A 20,499-nucleotide genomic window follows, 5' to 3' on the forward strand; every position below is an offset into this window, starting at 1 on the left:
CACCAACATCCGCCGCACCCTGCACGGCGCGATCAACCTCGCCACCGGCACCTGGCACCACCACGTCTCCATGAAGAACGTCTCCGTGGTGTTCTGCTACTTCCTGCACATGCTGCTCGACGCCTATCCCGATGCACCGGTCGTCGCGGTGATCTGTGACAACGGCGGCACCCACCACAGTGGAACCACCACCCGCTGGCTGACCGAACACCCACGCCTGAAGCTGATCGAAGGCGCGAAATACAGCCCACAGGACAACCCAGTCGAACGCATCTGGGCCGGTCTCAAACAGCACATCGCCAACACCGCACCCGCCACGATGGCCGGTCGCGTCCGCCAAACCCACGCCTACTTCCGCGACCGGACCACCGAGCAGACACTCACCACCGCCGCACCCTGGACTTCGCCCTGGCTACCCCAAGGTTTCGGACAAGACTTCTGGCCAGGTGCTTAGTGCACGACACCCCAAGTGCGCACCACAGGATCGACGAGAACGTGAAGGTGCTGCTCGCCGCTGTAGTGGCCACAACGGTGGTGGACCTCGAAGCCGCCGCCTGACGGGATCCAGAGCGTCAGCTCGTGGCTGACGCCCTCGCCGTCGTCGTGCGCCGTGCTGTCGAGCACCTCGGCGACCACGATGGTTCCCTTGGCGCGCAACGCGACGGTCTCCTTGGCGGACTCGGCCGCGGTCGACCAGATCGCCAGCATGCCGAAGAGGACCACCAGCAAGCCGAACTCCCACAGCGCGATCGCCCACCACGGTTGATCGGAGAAGACGAGCCAGACCATGGCGGGGACCACGGCGACGATCGCCGCCCCGGCGACGATGCGCTGGGCTCGTGCCGAACCAGGGGTCGTCAGGGTGACTTCAGCGGGGTTCGTGGTCACCGGTCGAGCTTAGACCCGGTGACCACGAACCCGGTCGCGTTACGGGCGAAGCGTCACCGACTGGCCCCTCCGCAGGGTGATCCGCTTCTTCCAGCGGCCGAAGCGCACCTCGGTCTCCGTGCCGCCGACGCTGCGGACGGTCGCGCTGGTGACCTTCCCGTCCTTCCACGCCAGGTCGACGGAGAAGCCGCCGCGGGCGCCGATGCCGGTGACCGAGCCGGTCTTCCACGCCGAGGGCAGCGCGGGCAGCAACTCGATCACGCCGGGGCGTGCGTACAGCAGCATCTCCAGCATCGCCGCCGGAGCACCCAGGTTCGCGTCGATCTGGAAGATCGAACGGTCGCCGAAGCTGTACATGTCGAAGAAGTTCGGCGCCGTGCCGTTCGCGAAGCCGATCGACGGCCGGATGACCTTCCCGATCAGCTCGTACGACCGGTCTGCGTCCTTCAGCCGCGCCCAGCACGCCGCCCGCCACGCGAGGCCCCAGCCGAAGCTCTCCATGCCGCGGGTGATCAGGTGCTGCTTCACGCCCTCGACCAGCGCGGCGGGGGAGTCGTCGCGGTTGATGCGGTCACCGGGGAAGAAGCCGACGAGCGGCGACAGGTGCCGGTGGGTGGTCTCGCCGAGGTCGTCCGGCGACATCCACTCCTGCAGCATGCCGGTCTTCGGGCTGACGACCGGGAGGTACAGCCGGTCCCGCAGGCCCGTCATCTTCCGGCCGTAGGACTGGTCGCGGCGCAGCACGTCGGTCGCGGTCCGGTACGTGCCGAAGAGGTGGTGCACCAACTCCTGCGTGTAGGTGAGACCACGCGCGTCCTGCGGTCCGTGCTCCGGCGACCAGTCGTGGTCGTCGACCAGGCCTTCCGGCGTCTCGACCAGACGTGCCTCCCAGAACTCACAGGCGCCCTTGAGCAACGGGTAGATCTTGGCCAGGTAGTCCCGGTCGAGCGTGTACTCGTAGTGCTCGAACAACGACATGCACAGCCACGCGTTGCCACCGGGGTGCCACCACCAGCCGCTGCCACCGTAGATGTTGGTGGAGAAGGCGACCGCCCACCCGGCCACCCGGTCGTTGGTGTTGCGGAACCGGTTGCGCGAGTCTCTGGAACACCGACTGCGTGGTGTTCGTCCACGCCGGCAGCTGTGCCACGCAGTAGTTCGCGAGCGCGTCGAACGTGTCCGGCAGCCCGGCCCGGTCCGCGAGCCAGTAGTTCATCTGGATGTTGATGTCGGTGTGGTAGTCGCTGTACCAGTCGGGGTTGTTGTTCGACAGCCACAGGCCCTGCAGGTTGATCGGCAGGTTGTCGCGCGACCCCGTGATGGCGAGGTAGCGGCCGAACTGGAGGTAGCTCGCCTCCAGCTCCGGGTCGGGCGTGGCGCCCGAAGCCCTTGCCTGCAAACGGGTCCACGTGTCCATCGCGCGCTGGGCGTCGGTGGAACGGCCGAGGTCGACCTTCTGCCGGTCGTACTTCTTGCGGTAGTCCGCGACGTGCGTGCGCAGCAGGGCGTCGGCCTTGGCGCGCACGGCCGCCTTCTGCAGCGCGAGCTTCGCCGGTTCCACGAGCGGGTCCATGAAGCCCGCCGAGGCGTCCGGGACGTAGTTCGTGCCGCCGGAGAACACGACCACGAGGTCCGAGCAGCCGGTGAACGACAGGTCCGCACCGTCCACCTCGACCGTTCCATCAGGACTGAAGGCCGTGGCGACACCGCTGTACGCCAGCTTGTTCGGGAACGAGCCGGTGAAGACGGCCGCGGTGTGCGGCGCGTCGCCCACGGTCGGTTCACCGTGCGCGCCCTGGAGCGTGATCTTGCCGGACTGGTCCGGGCCGACGAGGCGGACGATCACCACGTCGTCCGGGTGGCTCGAGAAGATTTCGCGCCGGTACTGCTTGCCGCCGTGGGTGTACCTCGTGGTGACGAGGCCGTTGCTCAGGTCGAGCTCGCGGCGGTACTTGGCGGCTCCCGCGTGGCCCGGCATCTCCACATAAAGCTTGGCCAGCAGGGAGAACGTGCCGAAGCGCGAGTCGTACGGCAGCTGGCCGTCGCCTTCGAGCGTGTCGTTGAGCTCGCCGGTCCACAGCGTGACGTCGGTCAGGTACAGGAAGTCCTTCTCGACGCCACCGCCGACGAGCGCGCCGAGACGGCCGTTGCCGATCGGCAGGCCCTGCTCGATGATCTTCATCTCGTCGGCGGGAGCGGGGTGCCAAAGCGTCGTGGGCTTGGGGTTGAGCGGGTTGGACGTCGGGCGGTAGGGCTCGGCGTGGGCGGAGAAGGCCGGCAGGACGAGTGCGCCGAGGCCCAGCGCACCGGAGGCCTTCAGGAAGTTGCGACGTGAGGTCATCCTTGAGCTCCGTTGGGAGGGCTGGTCAGCGGGCGTCGAGGCGGGACACGTGCACGGCGTTGTCCGGACCGCGCACGGCGACCCAGGTCGATCCACCCGCACCCGCGGCACCGCCGGCCGCGCCGGTCAGCGCGTTGCTGACGAACTGGTCGCGCTTGGTCCACCAGGTGCCGGCGCCGTCGACGAGGTCCTGCTGCCACAGCGTGTAGTCGCTGCCTCGCACGAAGACGTTGACGCGGTCACCGTTCGCGACCGCCGTCGGGCTGCCGCTGATCACGCCGCCCAGCGAGGTCCACGCGGACCAGCCGTTCGCGGTGCGCCTGCGGTACCAGGCGGAGTCGTCCTGCAGGCGGACCGTGACGAACATGCCCCCAGTGACCGTTGCGGCAGAGGGCCTGCCGTAGATCTGCTGGTTGCCGGGCGAACCGACCGACGTCCAGGTGCTGTTGCCACTGTCGCGCGTCCACACGCGACCGTCGGCACCGCGGCCGAACAGGCTCCAGCTGTCCGGCCCGGTGAACGCCACCGACACGGAGTCGGTCAGTGATCCACCCAGCGAAGTCCAGTCGCCCCACCTGTTGTTCGCGAGAGTCCTTTGGTAGGCCACGTTGTCGGTGCCGCGGACGAACAGGTCGATCCGGCCGTCCGGGCTCGCGAACGCGGACGGCTGGCCGAGGACCTGACCGTTCTTCGGGCCACCGAGCACGACCCAGTCGCGCCACTCGCCGTTGACCATGGAACGTTGCGTGAGGCGGCCGGACCTGTCGCGCGCGAACGCCGCCATCGTCCTGTCGTCCCAGCGGACCAGCGCCGGACTGGCCGAGGTCTCGCCACCGAGGTCGGTGCCGGGAACGGCCGTCTCGCCGCGCAGCTTCAGGAACGCGGTGCCGTGCGCGGGAACCGTGACGGTGCGGGTGCCGGTAGCCGTGCCGCAGTCGGCACGCGCACGCAGGTCGCGGATGCTCACCGTCCCCTTGAGGCCGGTGTCGGCGAGGTTGATCGTGAACTCGGAGGGCTGGTCGTTGCGGTTGAGCACCGCGACGGCCCGCTCACCCTTGCCGGACAACACCTTGCTGTAGACGTCGACGTTGTCCGAGCTCGCGACGCGTACGCCCTGGATCGCCAGCGGGTCCTGGTCGACCGCGATGATCTCGGGGTTCTTCAGCGTCTCGATCATCGACGGCGGCAGCGTCCGCGGGTCCGACCCGATGATCAGCGGCGACGCCATCACCGACCACATGACGAGCTGCGAGGTCGACTCCTCCTCGTTGAGCTCGTACGTGCCCTGCTCGGTCTTGCGCATCGGGATCAGGTAGTCCGGGTCGTTGTAGTGACCAGGCCCCTGCGCGCCGGGCCGGTAGAGGTTGCGGTCCATGTTGCGCAGCACGTCACGCCAGATGCCCTCGTACGGCGTGTCGAACGCGACGTCCGTGCTGGTGCGCCACGAGTCGCCGACACGAGGCCCGTACGTGTAGGCCGCGTAGGCGGTCTGGTCCCAGCGGTGCGGCACGCTCCACTCGTCGGTGACCGGGTTGCAGAGGTTGAGGATCATCTTCCGCCCGGCCTTCCGCACCGCCGCGGAGAACTGCGTGAAGGCGATGGCCGGGTCCATGTTCTGCGCGATGCCGCACAGGAAGTCGATCTTGATGGCGTCGAACTCCCACCCGGCGAACTGCCGGGCGTCCGCCTCGTAGTAGCCACCACCACTACCGGCCGCGCAGTTCTTGCCGTCCCACGCACCCGCGTCGGTGTAGATGCCCGCCTTCAACCCCTTGGCGTGCAACGTGTCCACCAGCTCGGTGAACCCGGACGGGAACCGCGCCGGGTCGGGCACGAGCAAGCCCCTGCCGTCACGCGGCGGGCTTGCGTTCCAGCCGCCGTCGATCCACACGATGTCGTAGCCGGCCTTCGCGAGGCCGCTGCTGACGAGGTGGTCAGCCACCCCGAGCACCTTCTCCTCCGACGCCGCACCCAAGGCGAAGTAGGAGTTCCACCCCATGTACGGAGTGCGCGCGATGCCCGAGTCGTGGTAGGTGGGCGCGCCTTGGTCGACACCCGCGTGTTCTACCGGGGTGGACGGCCCGGCGTCGGCGACCGCAGTGGGCGCCAGCAGTGCCAGGGCGATGGTGGCCGCGGACAGCAGGGTTCTCGGCATACCGGTACCTCTCGTCGTCGCTGCGCCCATCCGCACCGTACAGTGCTCCGACCTATGACAACGAGACAAGTCGTTCACGAACCATCTGGCAGCGTGAACGTGCTGGTAGACACGACGAAGCCCGCACTCGGTTGTCGAGCGCGGGCTTCGTGTCGTCCGAGGTGTGGGGTCAGGGCACCACGAGAACCGGCCAGTGACCAGACCTGATCAGGCGCGTCGCCACCGACCCGGCGAACCGGTGCCCCGCCTGCTGCGACGCCCCGACGACCACCATGTCGGCCTGGCACTGGTCCGCCGAGTCGCGCAGCACCGTGTACGGGTCGCCGAACGTCTTCACGAACGTCACGGGCACGTCGAGCTCCTCGGCGAACGACCGGACCTGGTCGCTCAGCTCGGCGTGCAGCCGGGCCGTCGCCTCGTGCTCGAACACCGAGGCGACGGCCGGGCTCAGCGCAGCCAGGGACGAGTGGCACGCCACGAACGTGACGACCAGGCGGGCTCCCTGGCGGCGGGCCAGGCCGAACGCGCTGGCTGCCGCTCGCATCGCGGTGTCGGTGCCGTCCATCCCGACCATGATGGTCCTCGACGACGGCAGGGGAGCAGGACCGAAGGAGTCCACTGTGGACTGGAAGGCGTTGTGCAGGCCGGCGCTCATGGTTGCTCCTCGGTTATCGTGCGACCGCTGAGTCTGCTTCCTTCTTCTCGAGATCGATCGTGGTGCGCAACGTGATCGGCTTGAGCAGCAGGGCCGCGATGATGCCGACGACGCCGACCGCGGCGGAGATCAGGAAGATGTGCGCCGTCGCGTCGCCGTAGACGGTGTGCACGATCGTCTGCACCTGCGGCGGCAGGGCGGAGAGGTTCAGCGCGCTGGTGCTGCCCGTCGACTGGCCCGCCGGCACGTGCAGCGCGGCGGAGAGGTCCGCCGTCACGCGGTTGGCGAGCACGGCGCCCAGCACCGACACGCCGATCGTGCCGCCCAGCGAGCGGAAGAACGTCACGGACGCCGAAGCGGCGCCCAGTTCGCTCAGCGGCACGCTGTTCTGCACGGCCAGCACGAGGTTCTGCATCGTCATGCCGACGCCGATGCCCACGACGGCCATCGCGATGCCGACGATCCACAGCGCGGTGGCGTGGTCGACGAAGCCGAGGCCGAGGAAGCCGAGCACCAGGATGATCGTGCCCGAGACGATGTACGGCTTGATCTGGCCGGAGCGGCTGATCATGCGGCCGGAGATCGTGGACGACAGCAGCACGCCCGCCATCAGCGGGATGGTCAGCAGGCCGGCCTCCGTCGGGCTGTAGCCGCGGCCGATCTGGAAGTACTGGCCGAGGAACACCGCGCCGCCGAACATCGCCATGCCCACGGAGAGGCTCGCGATGATGGCCAGGGCCGGGGTGCGCTGGACGACGATGTGCAGGGGTACGACGGGTTGTTCGACCCGGAGTTCGACGGCGATCGCCGCGGCCAGCAGCACGAGGCCGCCGCCGACCATGGTCCCGGTCTGCCACGAGAGCCAGTCGAACGAGTTGCCGACGAACGAGACCCAGACCAGCAGCACGCTCACGCCGGCGGCGATCAGGGCGGCGCCGAGGTAGTCGATCTTCACGTTCTCGCGGCGCACGGTCTCCAGCTTCAGCGTCGCCTGCAGCACGACGAACGCCAGCGCGGCGATCGGCACGGCGACCCAGAAGCACCAGCGCCAGCCGAGCCACGACACGTCGACGATGAGGCCGCCGAGCAGTGGGCCGCCGACCGTCGCCACGGCCATGACCGCGCCGAGGTAGCCGTTGTAGCGGCCGCGTTCGCGCGGCGGGATGATCGCGGCGATCACGACCTGCACCAGTGCCTGCAGGCCGCCGACTCCGATGCCCTGGAACGCGCGGGCGGCGATGAGCTGACCGGTGTCCTGGGCGAAGCCGGCGAGCAGTGAGCCGATCACGAAGATCACGATCGCGGCCTGGACCAGCGTCTTCTTGTTGAACAGGTCGGCGAGCCTGCCCCAGAGCGGGGTGGTGGCCGTCGCCGTGAGCAGGGTGGCCGTGACCACCCAGGTGTACTGCGTCTGCGTGCCGTTCAGCGAGCCGATGATCCGCGGCAGCGCGGTGGACACCACCGTGGAACTGACCATGGCCACGAACAGCGCTAGCAGCAGTCCGGACAGCGACTCCAGCACCTGCCGGTGCCCCATCGCCTTTGTTTCGATCTTCACGTCCCGCCCCTTCGTCACCACAATTCTTGCGCGTTGTGCAAGTTTGCGCAATGAGCAACTTACACCCGCTACGCTGACGGCATGGAGACGCCCACCACGCGGCGCGAGCACAACAAGGCGGTGACCAGGCGGTCGCTGGCCGGAGCGGCGTTGAGGCTCGCCATGGAACACGGGCTGGACGGAGTGACGGTCGAGGACATCGCGGACGCGGCCGGGGTCTCCCGCAGGACGTTCTCCAACTACTTCACCAGCAAGGAGGACGCGGTGCTCGACGCCGACCGCGAGCGGCTCAGGGCACTGGTCGCCATGGTGGGGGAGCGTCCGGCCGAAGAGGGGGCCTGGCAGGCACTGCGCGCGTCCACGGCCGAGCTCTACCGCGTCCGGCCGCTGCCCGACGTCGAGTGGATGGCCCAGCTCCGGCTGCTGCGCCGGCACCCGTCACTGCTCGCGCGTCAGGCGGGCGACCAGGTCGGGCTCGAACGCGACCTGGCCACCGTGCTCGTCCTGCGCGAACCGGACGAGGAGGCCGCCCGCCTGATGGCGGCGACCTTCCTCACCACGATTCGCACCGGCATCGCGCTGTGGCTGGAGGGCGCCGGAGCGCAGGAGCTGCCCGACCTCGTGGACCGCCTCCTCGGCCGGGTCCAGGTTCAGGGCACGTAGACCTGCCCGGTCTGCCGTCCCTCGATCGACCGCACGTAGGCCTGCGCCACGTCGGCCAGTGGCACCGGCTTCATGCCGGGGAAGTAGTCGCCGTACACGTCGAGCGCCTCGGTGAAGACGGTCGGGCTGACGGCGTTGACGCGCTTCGGGGCGATCTCGATGGCGGCGGCGCGCACGAACGCCTCGACCGCGCCGTTGGCCAGCGCCGCGGCGGCACCGGTGACGATCGGTTCGCGCGCCAGCACCCCTGTGATCAGCGTGAACGACTCCGTCACGTGGGCGAGCCCCTCCCGGACCAGCGCGACCTGGGAGAGCACCTTGCCGGTCACCCCGGCCTGGTAGTCCGCGATCGTCAGATCACTGAACGGCTTGAACGGCACGTACCCGGCGGCCGACGCGACGGCGTCGACCTGCCCGACGGTCCTGTAGAGATCGGCCACCAGGGCCGGGTCGGTCACGTCGTACTGCAGGTCGCCTCCGGTGCGTGCGACGGTCACGACGTCGTGCTTGCGTTCGACGAGCACCTCGTGCACCGCGGTGCCGAGCAGGCCGGTGGCTCCAACGAGCAGAATTCTCATGCCGTCGACGCTAGGTGCGGTCTCGCGAGGTGGGAAATGCCGTTCGTGCAGCACTTATGATCGGCGGTTATGAATGTCGAGCTGCGTCACCTGAGGGCACTCGCCGCGATCGGCGACCACCGGTCGATCACCGCGGCGGCCCAGGCGCTGCACGTCACGCAGCCCGCGCTCTCCCGCACGCTCGAGCAGCTGGAACGGCGCCTCGGCGTGCGCCTGGTCGAACGCACGACCAGGCACGTCGCCCTGACCGAGCCCGGACTGCGCCTGTGGGAGCACAGCCACCGCATCCTCACGTCGCTCGACTCGGCCCTGGCCGAAGCCGTCCAGCCGCAGCCGATCCGGCTCACCTTCGCCTGGGCCGCGCTCGGCCGGTTCACGATCCCGTTCCTGCGCGAGTGGCGGGCCGAACACCCGGACGTCCTGGTGCGCATCCGCCAGGCCGACGACCCCGAGGCGGCACTGCGCCGCGGCGAGGCGGACGTGGCGGTCCTGCGCACCGAACCCACCGGTGCCGGTCTCGGCCACGCGGCGCTCATCGAGGAACCCCGGATCGCGGCGGTGGCGGACGACCACCCGCTCGCCGCCCGCGACGCCCTGGTGCTCGAAGACCTCGTGGGCGAGTGCGTCGCGGTGTGCGAGACGGCGGCGACCACCGGTGCCGATCTCTGGCCGGCCGGAGCACGCCCGCGCACGGTGGACGTCCCCGGCGTCGTCGAGTGGCTCACGTCGATCGCGACCGGCACGACGGTCGGGGTCACGGCCGCCGGCACCAGCCACCACCACCCCCATCCCGGCGTGACCTACCTGCCGCTGACCGACGCCGAGCCGATCGTCGTGCACCTGGCGTGGCCGGCGGCGACGGCGCACCCGTCGACCGAGGCGTTCATCGCCCTGGCACGGCGCCACCTGGCCGCCACAGCCGGAGCTGCAGCATCGCCGCGAACCGCGCGTCCGGATCGCTGAGGTCGATCTCGCCGACCTCCGAGAGCCGGCGCAGGCGGTAGCGGAAGGTGTTGGGGTGCACGAAAACGGCGGCGGACGCGGCGGCGACGTCACCGAACGCGTCGAGCCACGCGCCGAGCGTCTCGACCAGGCACGCGCTGTGCTTGCGGTCGTAGGCGATCAACCGCGCGACGGGCCCGGTCAGCGTGTCACCGCGTTCGGCGATCAGGTCCGACAGCTCCAGCAACAGCCCCTCGCTGTGCACATCGGACACCCGCGCCACCGACCAGGACGCACGCCCGGCCCGCAACACCCGCAGCACCAGGTCGGCACCGGCCCGCGACCGCGACAACGTGAGGCCGTCGGACACCTCGCCCACGCCGACCAGCACGGCATTGCCGATGCGGTTGCGGAAGTCCGTGGCGATCCGCAGGGCCCGGTCCTCCGACTCCGCGGGCAGGATCGCGTAGGCGACGTCGCCGATCAACGCGGCCGCGGCGCGGGGGTGCACGGCCGTCAGGTGCATGGCGAGCGCGTCGGCGATCTGCTGGCGTTCGGCCAGCAGCCGGGCGTGCGCGGCCGGGTCGTCACCGTGCGAGTGGGCCAGCGCCAGCGCCAGCACCACGCACGCCTGGCCGGCCAGACCCAGCCGCCGCACCGCCTCCGTCGCTCCCGCGCCTCCCTCGACCGCGGTCGAGACGAGGTCCGCGCGCAGCCGCCGTTCGACGTCGGCCCCCGCCCGCTGGCGCATCATGTGCAACGCCACGAGCTTGGCCGCGTCGCCGAAGGCGGTGGAGCTGTCCGCGGACAGCGGCGCGCGGACGGCGGCCCAGATCGAGCCGAGGAACTCGTCGCCCGCACGCACCGCCACGGCGAGGCGGGGCAGGCACAGCGAACCGTCGTCGGCGCGCAGGCCCTCGATGTAGACGGGCCGGTCGCTGCGGTAGAGCTGCTGGAACACCCCGCGCGCCTCCAGCGCCTGCGTGTAGCGCGCGGGCACCTTCCTGCCCAGGATCGTCTCGACGCGGGACGAGTCGGCCTCGTCCTGGCGGCCCGAGAACGCGAGCACGCGCGAGCTGCGGTCCTCGATCGTCACCGGGGCGCTGATCAGCGACGCCACCGCGTTGGCCAGCGCGAACAGGTCGCCGGCCGGTACGCCGCCGAGGGTCTCGGACGGGTCGACCTCGCCCTCGGCCAGCAGGGACCGCAGCATCGCGGCGAGCTGGGTCCACGACGCGCCCGGCGCCAGGCCGAGCAACGCCACACCAGAGGCGTCGACGGCCTCGGAAAGCTCCGCGGTGAGGACGATCGGGCCGCGCACGACCAGCGCGGCCGCTCCCTCCTCGCCCAGCAGGGCCAGGAGCGGGGCGGGCTCACGCACACCGACGCCGAGCACCAGCGCGGACGGCGGCAGCACCTGGTCGTCGTCCGGGTCGTGGATCACCACGCCGCCGATGCCGGTGGCACGGCCCGGATCGCCACGCACGAGGTCGATCAGCGTGGTGCCCAGGTCGTCCAGTACGCGGGTGAGGCCTGTTCGCGGGCTCATGCCACCACCTTGCCAACGGTCTACAGAGGAACCCACTAGGTGTTCAACGATTGGAGTCTACTGACGCACCAGCGTGTTCAGGCTGGTCAGGAGCCCTTCCGGATGTTCGGGACGGTGGTGTCAGGGCTCATGGCCGCACCGACGTGGCGCCGGACTTGATGAGGTCTGGTGTGGAGTTGTTCCGGGCCTCTGCCGGCGAACCCGGTGAGGTGGGCGTAGGCGACGGCATGCGTGCGGACACATTCACCCGATAGCGGGATGCGAACGAGATGCCTGCCTCTTTGGCCTGCTCATCCGGCGAAACAAGGCCAGGTGGCGAAAAGAAGATGCCACTCGAAGGTGTGGTCTGGAGTGGATTCGTCATGCAAGGGCACGATTGGCGATTTGGTGGCTCAGGACCGTTTCGATACGGTCGCGTCGGACTTGAGGAAGGTGTGCAATGCCGACACGTTCCTTTCTAAGATTCAACAGAGGAGATTTTGTGCTGAAGAAGGCAGGGGCGGCCGTCGCTATCGCGGGCGCTTTTCTCGGTTTCGGTTCCACCGCGATGGCTGACGCCCCCGAGCTGGACCTTTCGCACCAGGTCGGCGGTGTCAACCTGGAGGACTCCGAGGTGCTCAGCGATCTGAACGCCTGCTTCATCGACGTCAACGTCATCGCGGTGCCGGTGCTGTCGGGCAACGACAGCGGCCTGTGCGCCAACCCTGACGACAAGTGAGGTGAGGCGGCGCCCGTTGTGACGGCGCGCCGTCCGCTGACCGGGGAGCGGAGTCTGGCGGGGATGCCTGGCTCCGTTCCTCCTTCGTAGCACGCGTGAACCGGACGAAGGGTTCGTGAGGAGAAATCATCATGCTGAAGAAGGCTTTTGCCGCGGCTGCTGTGGGCGCGGGTTTTCTGATGATGGGCACGCCCGCTTTCGCGACGCAGGGCGGCGCGATGGACGACGTGACGGACCTCGCCTCGAAGTACGACCACGACCACCAGGTGAGTCTGGTCAACATGGAGAACGCCGAACTGCTCAGTGACATCAACGTCTGCCATGTCGACGTGAACGTCATCGCGGTGCCGGCCTTCTCCGGCAACGACGGCGAACCCTGCGTGGACCTCGACATCGAGGGTGAGCACTCCCACGGGGAACGACTCGGAACGCTGACTCGAGCCACAGCACGTCACGCCGTCGACGCACTGACTCCTGCCGGCTGACCACTTCTGGGGCCGGTGTACCTGCCGCCCCGGTCCTCCTCCTCGCGCTTGGCCCGGATCAGCCAGCCGGATGCTTCAGGTGCGCTCTGGTTGTTGCGCCGCATGGCTTCAGTCAGCGCACAAGTCGGCCTCATCCAGTGGATCGAGCCTCCGGGCAGGGCAGTCGCCGCCGACACGGCCGGTGACCGTGGTCTCTCATGACCACTTCCAGTCGCTCGGATCGGCGAACTTGCGATACCGCGCGGGTGTCTTCCGGCCGTGGTGGCGGGAGCGTTCGTATCGTGCTGGGAGTGGGAAGTGATCAGGTGGCCGGCCAGGAGCCTGCGGAGCTGGGCATCGAGATGTTGCCGGTAGCGTTGGCGGGCCTGCGCGCCGAGCTCGCCGAGGCCCGCGGCCTGGCGCGCGAGTTGGCCGCGATGACGCCGGAGCAGGCCGACAGGGTGTGGTGTGACCAGCTCGAGAACGAGTATCACGATGTCGGTGCCGGGCAGGCGGCGATGGAGCGGCAGTTGGCACGCTGGCGCCTGGATCACCCACGCGCCGCGGGGCTGGACGAGCTCGCCGAACTCGTCGCCGACGTGGAGCCGGTCCGCCAAGAGCTGCTACAGCAACTCGCGCGGCTCCGCTGCGCGCGAAACACAATGGAACCCGCAGAGAAGGCCGGAAGCACAACTGATCCGTGACGAGCACATCGCCCGGACATCAGCCGAGGCTGGTTCGCCGAATGTGAATTGCTTTCGAATTCATCCCCCTTTCGGGATGCCTACTTGACCCGCGAGTAGGTAGTGGTTCAGACTCTGCCGCTGTAAGCATGGTCCACAGAGGACTCTCTCTGCCAAGTCCTTGCCACCCCGGGAAGAGCACACCATGTCCCTGAGGTCTCCCCTGTCCCGCCGCGCCCTGGTCTTCGCCGCGGTAGTCGCCCTCACCACGTCCGGCTCGGTCGCCGAGGCCGCCGAGAACCCCTACGAACGCGGCCCGGCGCCGACCACCGCGAGCATCGAGGCCACCCGCGGCCCGTTCGCCACCAGCCAGGCCACGGTCTCGGCGGTGAGTGTGCGCGGCTTCGGCGGCGGCACGATCTACTACCCGACCAGCACCGCCGAGGGCACGTTCGGCGCGGTCGCGGTCTCGCCCGGCTACACGGCCAGCCAGTCCAGCCTCTCGTGGCTCGGCCCGCGCCTGGCCTCACAGGGTTTCGTCATCTTCATCATCGACACCAACTCCCGGTACGACCAGCCCGCCTCGCGCGGCGACCAGCTGCTGGCCGCGCTGGACTACCTCACCACCAGCAGTTCCGTGCGGGCCCGCATCGACTCCTCGCGGCTGGGCGTGATGGGCCACTCGATGGGTGGCGGCGGCGCGCTGGAGGCCACCAAGGACCGGCCGAGCCTGCAGGCCTCCGTCCCGCTGACGGCCTGGAACACCACGAAGACGTGGTCGACTGTGCAGACGCCGACTCTGATCATCGGCGCCGAGGACGACTCGACCGCTCCGGTCTCGTCGCACTCCGAACGGTTCTACACCGGCCTGCCGTCCACGTTGGACAAGGCGTACCTGGAGCTGGCGAACGCGAGCCACTTCGCGCCCAACAGCTCCAACACCACGATCGCGAAGTACAGCATCGCGTGGCTCAAGCGGTTCGTCGACGACGACATCCGGTACGAGCAGTTCCTGTGCCCCGCGCCGCGGGGGACGGCGATCTCCGAGTACCGTGACACCTGCCCGCACTCCTGATCGTCCGGCGGCCGTTCACGCTTCTCACCAGCGTGAACGGCCGCTTTTTCACCGGCGGACGAAGTACGGGCGCGCGGGAGGGGCCAGCACCATCACGTTGACAGTGGATCTAGCAGCACCACAAGCCGGTGGTTGGCCTGATCGTTGACCGAGCGGGAAATTCCTAGGGTTCTCGTCCTGGCCGAACACTCGATCCTCCTGCATCGCAAAGCGATCGCACTCACTTCCGCAGTACTCCTCGCCGCGCCGATCGGGGCGTGCTCTACGCAGACCGCCGCGAGCGGTTCACCGTCCAGCACGCCATCCGCGTCCACCGCATCCGAGACGCGCAAGGTGACGAACGCCGAGCACGAGCTGGTCTTCCACGTCGTGGACGGCAAGCTGCCGGCCCTGGTCCTGGACGCGGGCGGCGGCCTGGGCTCGTCTTACTGGAAGGACCTGGCGCCGCGACTGGCGAAGGCCACGGGGTCGAAGATCATCACCTACGACCGGGCGAACGAGGGTGAGAGTGACGAGGTCTCGGGCCCGTGGCGGGTGGAGAACGCGGTCTCGGATCTGGAGGCCGGCCTCAAGTCGTTGGGGGTGACCAAGGACGTGGTGCTGGTCTCGCACTCGATCGCGGGTGAGGTCGCCGCCAACTTCGTCAACAAGAACCCCGGCTGGGTTTCCGGCGCGGTCCTCGTCGACGCGAACGTCCCCGACTTCTTCACCGATGAGATGTTGACGGCGTTCGCACCGCTCGTTGAGCAGCAGCGCACCGCCCTGATGGCGCAGCCTTCGACCAAGAAGAACCGCCAACTGCTCGCGGTGATGGTCGACTACGCCGCCGTCCACCGCGTCTTCCACGAGCTGTCCTGGCCGAAGGACGTGCCGGTGACTGCGATCGTGGCGTCCCAGACGCCGTTCGCGGACTCTCCCGCCGCGGCGGGACTGTGGCGGGACGGCCAGGCCCGCTTCGCGCAGGCCGGACCGAACCGGAAGCACGTGGTCGCCGAGAACACCTCGCATGAGGGGATCGTGACCGAACGCCCGGACATCATCGCGGACGCGGTCCAGGACGTGCTCAAGACCATCCGCTGAGTGCGGCGGCCCCCGGAAATGCGGTGGAGAGAACTCCACTGTGCATGATGCCGCCGACCAGCCATGATCAAGCACCTGTCCGCGGCGAGACCCCGCGGACAGGGGACGGCCCCGTGCCGATCGACCATGACCGAGAACGATGACCGACTCCAGCGCGAGTCATCACCCCGACAATGCCTCGCGTTCGGGGACACACCCAGAGCGTGCTGAAGTCGTTCCGGGTCGGGGGCGCGCACTGCGCGACGGGATGGCGCTGCGGCTGAGGCAGTTGGGCTGGGCGGTGATGCTCGTGCTGGGCTCGGCCGCGGGAGCCACACTGGCCACCGTCTGGATCACGTCGATCTCGGTCATCGCGCTGGGGGCCGGGATCCCCCTGACGCTGCTCGCGACGCTCCTGATCCGTTGGCTGGCCGACACGCACCGCCGGTGGGCCGCCGACCGCTTCGGCGAACCGGTCACCCGCTCCTACCTACCGGCTCCACGCGCCAGGTGGCCGGCACAGCTGTGGGCGGTCCTGCGTGACCCAGCGAGTTGGCGGGATCGGGCGTGGCTGGTGGCCAACTCGATCACCGTCTGGTTCACCTGCGGCTTGTCGCTCGTCGTTTTCCTCTGCGGTGTCGTGGCGGTGTTCTATCCGATCCTCTACCAGCTGACTCCGCCTCAGGTGTTCCGCACTCCCTTGGGCGAGGGCTTCCGCCTGGACAGCGTCCAGAAATCGTTCGCCCTGGTCCCGTTGGGCGTGGTGTTCCTCTTGCTCTGGTACAAGACCTCCACGTCTCTGGCCGACCTCAACGCCCAGGTGATCCGCTTTCTGCTCGGTCCCACTGAACAGGCGCGGCTGCGGGCTCGCGTCGCGCACTTGGCGACCTCGCGAGCCGAGACCGTCGACACCCAGGCGGATGAGCTGCGCCGGATCGAACGGGATCTGCACGACGGCGCGCAAGCCCGGCTCGTGTCGCTGGGAATGAGCCTGGGTCTGGTCAAACAGATGCTGCCCGATGATCAGCTGGCCGTTCAGCGGATGCTGTCCGATGCCCAGGAGGTGACCGCCGATGCCTTGACCGAGCTGCGCGACCTGGTGCGCGGCATCCATCCACCGGTCTTGGCGGACCGCGGCCTGGACGGCGCGCTGAGAGCACTGGCCCTGGTCAACCCCATCGAGACCACCGTGGTGATCCACCTGCCGGGTCGCCTGCCCGCACCCGTGGAGTCGGCGGCCTGCTTCGCCGTCAGCGAAGCCCTGTCGAACGCCATCAAGCACGCCGGGGCAAGCCACATCCGGATCGAGGTCGAGTTCACGCCCCGCTCTGGCGGCGCGGGAGAACTGACGATGCGGGTGTCGGATGACGGGCGCGGTGGCGCGGCCATCGACGCCGGTACCGGTCTGACCTGATCACGCTGTCCCCCCGCGAGCGCGAAGTCCTCGCCCTGATGGCGCAGGGCCGCTCCAATGCCGCGATCGCGGCCAGAATGCTCGTCACCGAGAAAACCGTGAGCAAACACAGCTACAGCATCTTCACCAAGCTCCGCCTCGAACCGTCCGATGACGACAACCGCCGCGTCCTGGCCGTCCTCGCGTACCCCGAGGGCTGAGCCTTCACTTCGGTCCACCGGTGACGTACGGGACCGGACCGGACGACCGTCGCGGGAACTCGAGCACCGGAATCAGCTTGCCGATGGGATTTCCTGCGTTGTCGAACGAGATCGCGCCCGTGGCGCCGTTGATCTCCACTCGCCGCAACGCCTGCCGGACGCCCGCCGGTGTCGGTGGCCGGTCTCCGTGGGCGTTGATGGCGGTGAAGGCGGTGAGCGCGGCGTCGTGGTGCAGGAGTGCATAGCCGTCGTCCAGGGAATCGTCGAACCAATACACGTACCGGGCGCGGAAGTCCGCGAAACCCCGAGGCGTGAACGGGAGATCGCCCTCCCAGCCCGCTGGGTCGACTGGGCTGGCGTAGATCAGTCTCACCCTGGTTGCGCGTACCTCCTGTGCGACCTCTGCGAGGCTGATCGCCTCTGTCACCACGGTGATCGGCTGGTTCGGGCAGTGGAGGGCGATGTCGGTGAGCAAGTTCCTCAGCCCCGTCGTACGGCCGCTGTACAACGTCACCGCCGAGCGGCACAGCTCCTCGACGAAGCCTCGCACTCCAAGCGTGCTCTCCACGACGTAATGTTTGACGCGTCCTTCCCACGCTGCCGCCAGGCTTTCACTCAACGCGGCGACGTACAGGTCGCGTGGGCCGTCGGTGATCAGGTGAGTGGGCTCGATCGAGCGCTTGCGCAGTTCCGCGACCAAGGCCTTGGCGAACTCGGCGTTGCCCGGGGTGATCCGCAGCAGGCTGTTGGTCTGGAAGGCGTTGGCTGTGGCAGAGACCAGCGGAATTCCTCGTTCTGCCAGCCTCAGCGCCGCTTCATGCGTGTCGTGCGTGCTGATGCCCAGACCGATCACGCTGACCAGGGGGTGGTCCTCGGTGCTCGCCCGCGCCAGCTGATCGATGACCGGCGCCCAGTGCCGCTGGCGGCTTCCGATGTTGGCGAGCACGAGTTCCGCGTTGACCGGATTGACGCGATTCGCTCTGGTCTGCGCGATGAACGCGCCCTCCAGGGCGTGCCGCACCTGGGCGGCGCTCAGAGTGCCCTCGTTGAGCGGCGCGAGCAGCGCCACCCGGACATAGGGCTCACCTGAGCGACGGACCTGCCCGTTCTCGCTGGCGATCAGGCGCGACACCTCGGCGACGTCCGGGCTGAACTCGTAGGAGCCGTCTGTCACGCCGACGCACTCGCTGTCCAGGCCGACCCGCAGGTAGCGGATCGACGTGTCGAACGGCGAGACACCGCACCGCGTCTGCAACCCGCCCGCCACCGGCAGGCCGGCGCCCAGTCCGATGCCCGCCACCACCGACACCACGAGCGGCAGCACCATCCTGCGTGCAGGCGACCGCCGGCGCACGGGCGCCGGCGCCGCGGCGACGACGTCGGCGGTTTCGACGGGACCGCCGGCGAGGTGGTCCTGCAGCAGACTGTGCCGGAACTGGTAGGTGCCGCCGTTGGCGCGCAACACTTCTCGCCGGTGCGCGTCGTCCAGGAACGCCATGAGCCGCCAGGGCAGCTCGCCTCGCAATGCCGAAAGGCATCGAGCGACCAGGAAGGTCGTCCACACGTGCGGGCCGCGGGCGAGGCCCACCACGACGCCGAGCAAGCCCGCGCCCACGCCGTCGATCAAGGCGATCCGAGGGCCCGCGACAACACCTGTCACCAACGCGACGATGAGCCCGAACGTCAGGCCGAACACGGCGAGCCGCAACAACTTCGTTGTGCGATCGGCTCGCAGCGCCGCCCTGGGACTCGCGGCGCGCACCGTGTCGGCCGGGCCCTGCAGCCACCCCACCAGCCCGTAGGCGAGGCCGGTCACGCCACCGAAGATCACTCCCAGCAACAGGCCGAGCCGCGAGGGGTCGGATATGTCGAACGTGATCGTGTAGGTGACTTCCGCGATCGCGCCGATCCCGAGCCCCACTGCCGTTCCCAGCACGACGCCACGGCTGAGCTGCCCGGCGAGCAGCAGCCGACGGCCGCGGATGCCCGCGTTGACACGGCTCGGTTCGGCGACCGCGCGAGCGCGCACAGCCCACCCGGTCGTCACGCCCGCCAGCACACCGGCCACCGCTCCGAGGGACAGGGCGCCTCCGTTTCCGGCGACGGTCGGCAACACCATCAGCCAGACCGCCACCGCGGCGAGCACCGCGCACACCAGTCCGGTGACGATGCTGGTGGCGCGGCGGGTCGCGGACGCCCGCATCCGGTACAGCTCCCACCACCCCAGTGCGTAGCCGCCTTCCTGGCGCAGGTGCACGGCCAGCGATCGCAGCCACGTCTGCGCCCGCGGGGTGTCCGAGTAGACGTCAGCGACGAAGCGGTCGAGCAGGCTCTGTTCGATCCCCGCGCAGTCGTCGAACGCGAGCAGTTCGGCGGGGTTGGTCGTGGTCCGGGCCAGACCGATCATCAACGGCGTGCGCAGCGCTGAGGCCAGTGGACCGGAGGCGTTCTCCCTCAGGTGCCGCAACACCGGTGCCCACCGCGTGTCACCATCGACCCGGCCCGCGGACAGGTAGGCGATCGTGTCCGCCACGGCCACGGGCCCGAGTTCCACGACCAGCGCGGTCGCGGGCACCGCATCGGCTCGGGAGACGGCTTGTTCGTACTCGTCGGCGCGGCACGTCAGCATCAGCGGCCTGCCCCGCAGTGCTCGGTCGATCTGCGCGATCGCCTCCGCGTGAAGGGCTTCGGGCAACTCGTCCATGCCGTCCAGCACGGGAAAGATCAACCCTGGATCGTCGACCAGGTCGACGCTCAGCTCCGGGTAGTCGGTGCGCAGCTGGTTCCTGATCCAGTCGAGGAGTTCTTCCTCACCGACCCGCCACGACGACACCGACAACAGCACCGGCACCGGCAGTTGCCGCTGTCGCCCGCGCCGAGTCAGGAGCGCCAGCGTGAACTGGATGGCCAGCACGGTCTTGCCGCCGCCCGGCTTCCCCAGCACGACCACCTGCCGGTGCGGCAGGTCCAGCACCGTGCTCACCAGCTCGTCGACCTCGCCACGAGCGACCAAGCCGACCGGCTCCGCGTGAGACCGCCGCACAAGGCGTCTCCACCACGGCACCCGCTCCGCAGAACGGGGATCCGGCCGGTCAGGACCGAGAACGCTCACTGCGGGCGGCGACACCGGGCGGTTGGTCGTGGTCCACGGCTGCGGCAACACCCACGGCCCGTGCAGTCCGCGCAACCCGGCCTCACGCGTCCACTGCTGCTTCACCGCCCCGGCCAACGCATCGACCGCGATCCGTACCCGATCGTCCTCGGACACCGGACCGGCAACGCGCTGACGTGCGATCTCCAGCCAGACGGCGACAACCGCCAGGACCGCGAGCACGGGCCACGCGACGGACTCGAACGAGGACGGGAACGTGTCCGATGCGAGGTTCGTGGCGAGCCCCAGCGCGATCGCGAGCAACGGCGGCACCGCCAGCCCCAGCCACCGCAAACCTGACCCCTCTCGTCCCACCCGTCCGTTGTCGTGCCGGTCCGTACGATCGTTACCGGAGAAGGCGCGGGGGTCAGGTGGCCGGCGTTCCAAGGCCGCGCTGTCCTGCGGC

Annotated in this window: 19 protein-coding genes and 1 pseudogene; 10 read left to right on the plus strand and 10 right to left on the minus strand. The window is 69.2% G+C overall.

Features of this window, described 5'->3' with window-relative positions:
• The coding region (locus tag LX88_RS19540) for a transposase (protein WP_258949216.1) at positions 1-454 on the plus strand (454 nt) is incomplete at its 5' end.
• Here the strand turns inward: LX88_RS19540 and LX88_RS19545 are convergent.
• From LX88_RS19545 to LX88_RS19570, 7 genes and pseudogenes are all read right to left on the minus strand, one after another.
• Positions 451-888: a hypothetical protein gene (locus tag LX88_RS19545; RefSeq protein WP_258949217.1), complete on the minus strand. Its 438-nt coding sequence runs from the start codon at positions 886-888 to the stop codon at positions 451-453. The two genes, LX88_RS19540 and LX88_RS19545, sit on opposite strands and share 4 nt — an antisense overlap.
• Before the next feature lie 39 nt (positions 889-927).
• Positions 928-1,245, minus strand: coding sequence for a glycoside hydrolase family 95-like protein (locus LX88_RS44600; RefSeq protein ID WP_372511381.1), 318 nt, complete (start codon positions 1,243-1,245; stop codon positions 928-930).
• Positions 1,228-1,899, minus strand: a pseudogene (locus LX88_RS44605) (glycosyl hydrolase family 95 catalytic domain-containing protein); the annotation flags it as partial. The gene LX88_RS44600 and the pseudogene LX88_RS44605, both read right to left, overlap by 18 nt.
• Positions 1,784-3,229: a glycosyl hydrolase family 95 catalytic domain-containing protein gene (locus tag LX88_RS19555; protein ID WP_258949219.1), complete on the minus strand. Its 1,446-nt coding sequence runs from the start codon at positions 3,227-3,229 to the stop codon at positions 1,784-1,786. The pseudogene LX88_RS44605 and the gene LX88_RS19555, both read right to left, overlap by 116 nt.
• Positions 3,230-3,254: 25 nt before the next feature.
• A complete protein-coding gene (locus tag LX88_RS19560; RefSeq protein WP_258949220.1) occupies positions 3,255-5,384 on the minus strand; it encodes a DUF8189 domain-containing protein in 2,130 nt (709 codons plus the stop codon).
• Positions 5,385-5,553: 169 nt separating this feature from the next.
• The gene (locus tag LX88_RS19565; RefSeq protein WP_258949221.1) at positions 5,554-6,039 is read right to left on the minus strand and encodes a universal stress protein; all 486 of its coding nucleotides are present in this window, start codon (positions 6,037-6,039) and stop codon (positions 5,554-5,556) included.
• A gap of 13 nt (positions 6,040-6,052) precedes the next feature.
• Complete coding sequence (locus tag LX88_RS19570; RefSeq protein WP_258949667.1) at positions 6,053-7,576, minus strand: MDR family MFS transporter; 1,524 nt, start codon at positions 7,574-7,576, stop codon at positions 6,053-6,055.
• A gap of 102 nt (positions 7,577-7,678) precedes the next feature.
• On the opposite strand from LX88_RS19570, the gene LX88_RS19575 reads away from it, so the two are divergent.
• Positions 7,679-8,260, plus strand: coding sequence for a TetR/AcrR family transcriptional regulator (locus tag LX88_RS19575; RefSeq protein ID WP_258949222.1), 582 nt, complete (start codon positions 7,679-7,681; stop codon positions 8,258-8,260).
• On the opposite strand, the gene LX88_RS19580 is transcribed toward LX88_RS19575, so the two are convergent.
• A complete protein-coding gene (locus tag LX88_RS19580) occupies positions 8,248-8,838 on the minus strand; it encodes a short chain dehydrogenase (protein WP_258949223.1) in 591 nt (196 codons plus the stop codon). The genes LX88_RS19575 and LX88_RS19580 overlap by 13 nt on opposite strands.
• 69 nt (positions 8,839-8,907) lie before the next feature.
• On the opposite strand from LX88_RS19580, the gene LX88_RS19585 reads away from it, so the two are divergent.
• The gene (locus LX88_RS19585; protein WP_258949224.1) at positions 8,908-9,801 is read left to right on the plus strand and encodes a LysR family transcriptional regulator; all 894 of its coding nucleotides are present in this window, start codon (positions 8,908-8,910) and stop codon (positions 9,799-9,801) included.
• On the opposite strand, the gene LX88_RS19590 is transcribed toward LX88_RS19585, so the two are convergent.
• On the minus strand, positions 9,722-11,329 hold the full coding sequence (locus tag LX88_RS19590; protein WP_258949225.1) for a PucR family transcriptional regulator: 1,608 nt from the start codon (positions 11,327-11,329) through the stop codon (positions 9,722-9,724). The genes LX88_RS19585 and LX88_RS19590 overlap by 80 nt on opposite strands.
• 481 nt (positions 11,330-11,810) lie before the next feature.
• On the opposite strand from LX88_RS19590, the gene LX88_RS19595 reads away from it, so the two are divergent.
• The 7 genes from LX88_RS19595 to LX88_RS19625 all read left to right on the plus strand — a co-directional run bounded on the left by LX88_RS19595 (position 11,811) and on the right by LX88_RS19625 (position 16,942).
• Entirely contained in the window at positions 11,811-12,047 is a 237-nt protein-coding gene (locus tag LX88_RS19595) for a hypothetical protein (protein WP_258949226.1), read from the plus strand.
• 131 nt (positions 12,048-12,178) lie between these two features.
• A complete protein-coding gene (locus LX88_RS19600; protein WP_258949227.1) occupies positions 12,179-12,532 on the plus strand; it encodes a hypothetical protein in 354 nt (117 codons plus the stop codon).
• Between the two features lie 290 nt (positions 12,533-12,822).
• Positions 12,823-13,215: a VOC family protein gene (locus LX88_RS19605; RefSeq protein ID WP_258949228.1), complete on the plus strand. Its 393-nt coding sequence runs from the start codon at positions 12,823-12,825 to the stop codon at positions 13,213-13,215.
• Positions 13,216-13,399: 184 nt separating this feature from the next.
• On the plus strand, positions 13,400-14,269 hold the full coding sequence (gene bdeA / locus LX88_RS19610; RefSeq protein ID WP_258949229.1) for a bis(hydroxyethyl) terephthalate hydrolase: 870 nt from the start codon (positions 13,400-13,402) through the stop codon (positions 14,267-14,269).
• A 333-nt stretch (positions 14,270-14,602) separates the two neighbouring features.
• Positions 14,603-15,349, plus strand: coding sequence for an alpha/beta fold hydrolase (locus LX88_RS19615; RefSeq protein WP_258949230.1), 747 nt, complete (start codon positions 14,603-14,605; stop codon positions 15,347-15,349).
• Between the two features lie 247 nt (positions 15,350-15,596).
• Positions 15,597-16,742: a sensor histidine kinase gene (locus tag LX88_RS19620; protein WP_307790710.1), complete on the plus strand. Its 1,146-nt coding sequence runs from the start codon at positions 15,597-15,599 to the stop codon at positions 16,740-16,742.
• A gap of 5 nt (positions 16,743-16,747) precedes the next feature.
• A complete protein-coding gene (locus LX88_RS19625; RefSeq protein WP_307790733.1) occupies positions 16,748-16,942 on the plus strand; it encodes a response regulator transcription factor in 195 nt (64 codons plus the stop codon).
• Positions 16,943-16,946: 4 nt separating this feature from the next.
• Here LX88_RS19625 and LX88_RS19630 read toward each other — a convergent pair whose 3' ends face one another.
• Complete coding sequence (locus LX88_RS19630; RefSeq protein ID WP_258949231.1) at positions 16,947-20,387, minus strand: NACHT domain-containing protein; 3,441 nt, start codon at positions 20,385-20,387, stop codon at positions 16,947-16,949.
• Positions 20,388-20,499: the final 112 nt, after the last annotated feature.

Origin of the sequence: Lentzea californiensis (assembly GCF_024648825.1) — a bacterium.
Lineage (GTDB): Bacteria > Actinomycetota > Actinomycetes > Mycobacteriales > Pseudonocardiaceae > Lentzea > Lentzea californiensis.

Excerpts from the sequence above, each read along its gene's own strand:
- LX88_RS19620 (WP_307790710.1), top strand. The coding sequence starts at position 15,597 with ATGGCGCTGCGGCTGAGGCAGTTGGGCTGGGCGGTGATGCTCGTGCTG.
- LX88_RS19600 (WP_258949227.1), top strand. The coding sequence starts at position 12,179 with ATGCTGAAGAAGGCTTTTGCCGCGGCTGCTGTGGGCGCGGGTTTTCTG.
- LX88_RS19585 (WP_258949224.1), top strand. The coding sequence starts at position 8,908 with ATGAATGTCGAGCTGCGTCACCTGAGGGCACTCGCCGCGATCGGCGAC.
- LX88_RS19590 (WP_258949225.1), bottom strand. The coding sequence starts at position 11,329 with ATGAGCCCGCGAACAGGCCTCACCCGCGTACTGGACGACCTGGGCACC.
- LX88_RS44600 (WP_372511381.1), bottom strand. The coding sequence starts at position 1,245 with ATGTACAGCTTCGGCGACCGTTCGATCTTCCAGATCGACGCGAACCTG.
- LX88_RS19560 (WP_258949220.1), bottom strand. The coding sequence starts at position 5,384 with ATGCCGAGAACCCTGCTGTCCGCGGCCACCATCGCCCTGGCACTGCTG.
- LX88_RS19565 (WP_258949221.1), bottom strand. The coding sequence starts at position 6,039 with ATGAGCGCCGGCCTGCACAACGCCTTCCAGTCCACAGTGGACTCCTTC.
- bdeA (WP_258949229.1), top strand. The coding sequence starts at position 13,400 with ATGTCCCTGAGGTCTCCCCTGTCCCGCCGCGCCCTGGTCTTCGCCGCG.
- LX88_RS19555 (WP_258949219.1), bottom strand. The coding sequence starts at position 3,229 with ATGACCTCACGTCGCAACTTCCTGAAGGCCTCCGGTGCGCTGGGCCTC.
- LX88_RS19580 (WP_258949223.1), bottom strand. The coding sequence starts at position 8,838 with ATGAGAATTCTGCTCGTTGGAGCCACCGGCCTGCTCGGCACCGCGGTG.
- LX88_RS19575 (WP_258949222.1), top strand. The coding sequence starts at position 7,679 with ATGGAGACGCCCACCACGCGGCGCGAGCACAACAAGGCGGTGACCAGG.
- LX88_RS19570 (WP_258949667.1), bottom strand. The coding sequence starts at position 7,576 with ATGGGGCACCGGCAGGTGCTGGAGTCGCTGTCCGGACTGCTGCTAGCG.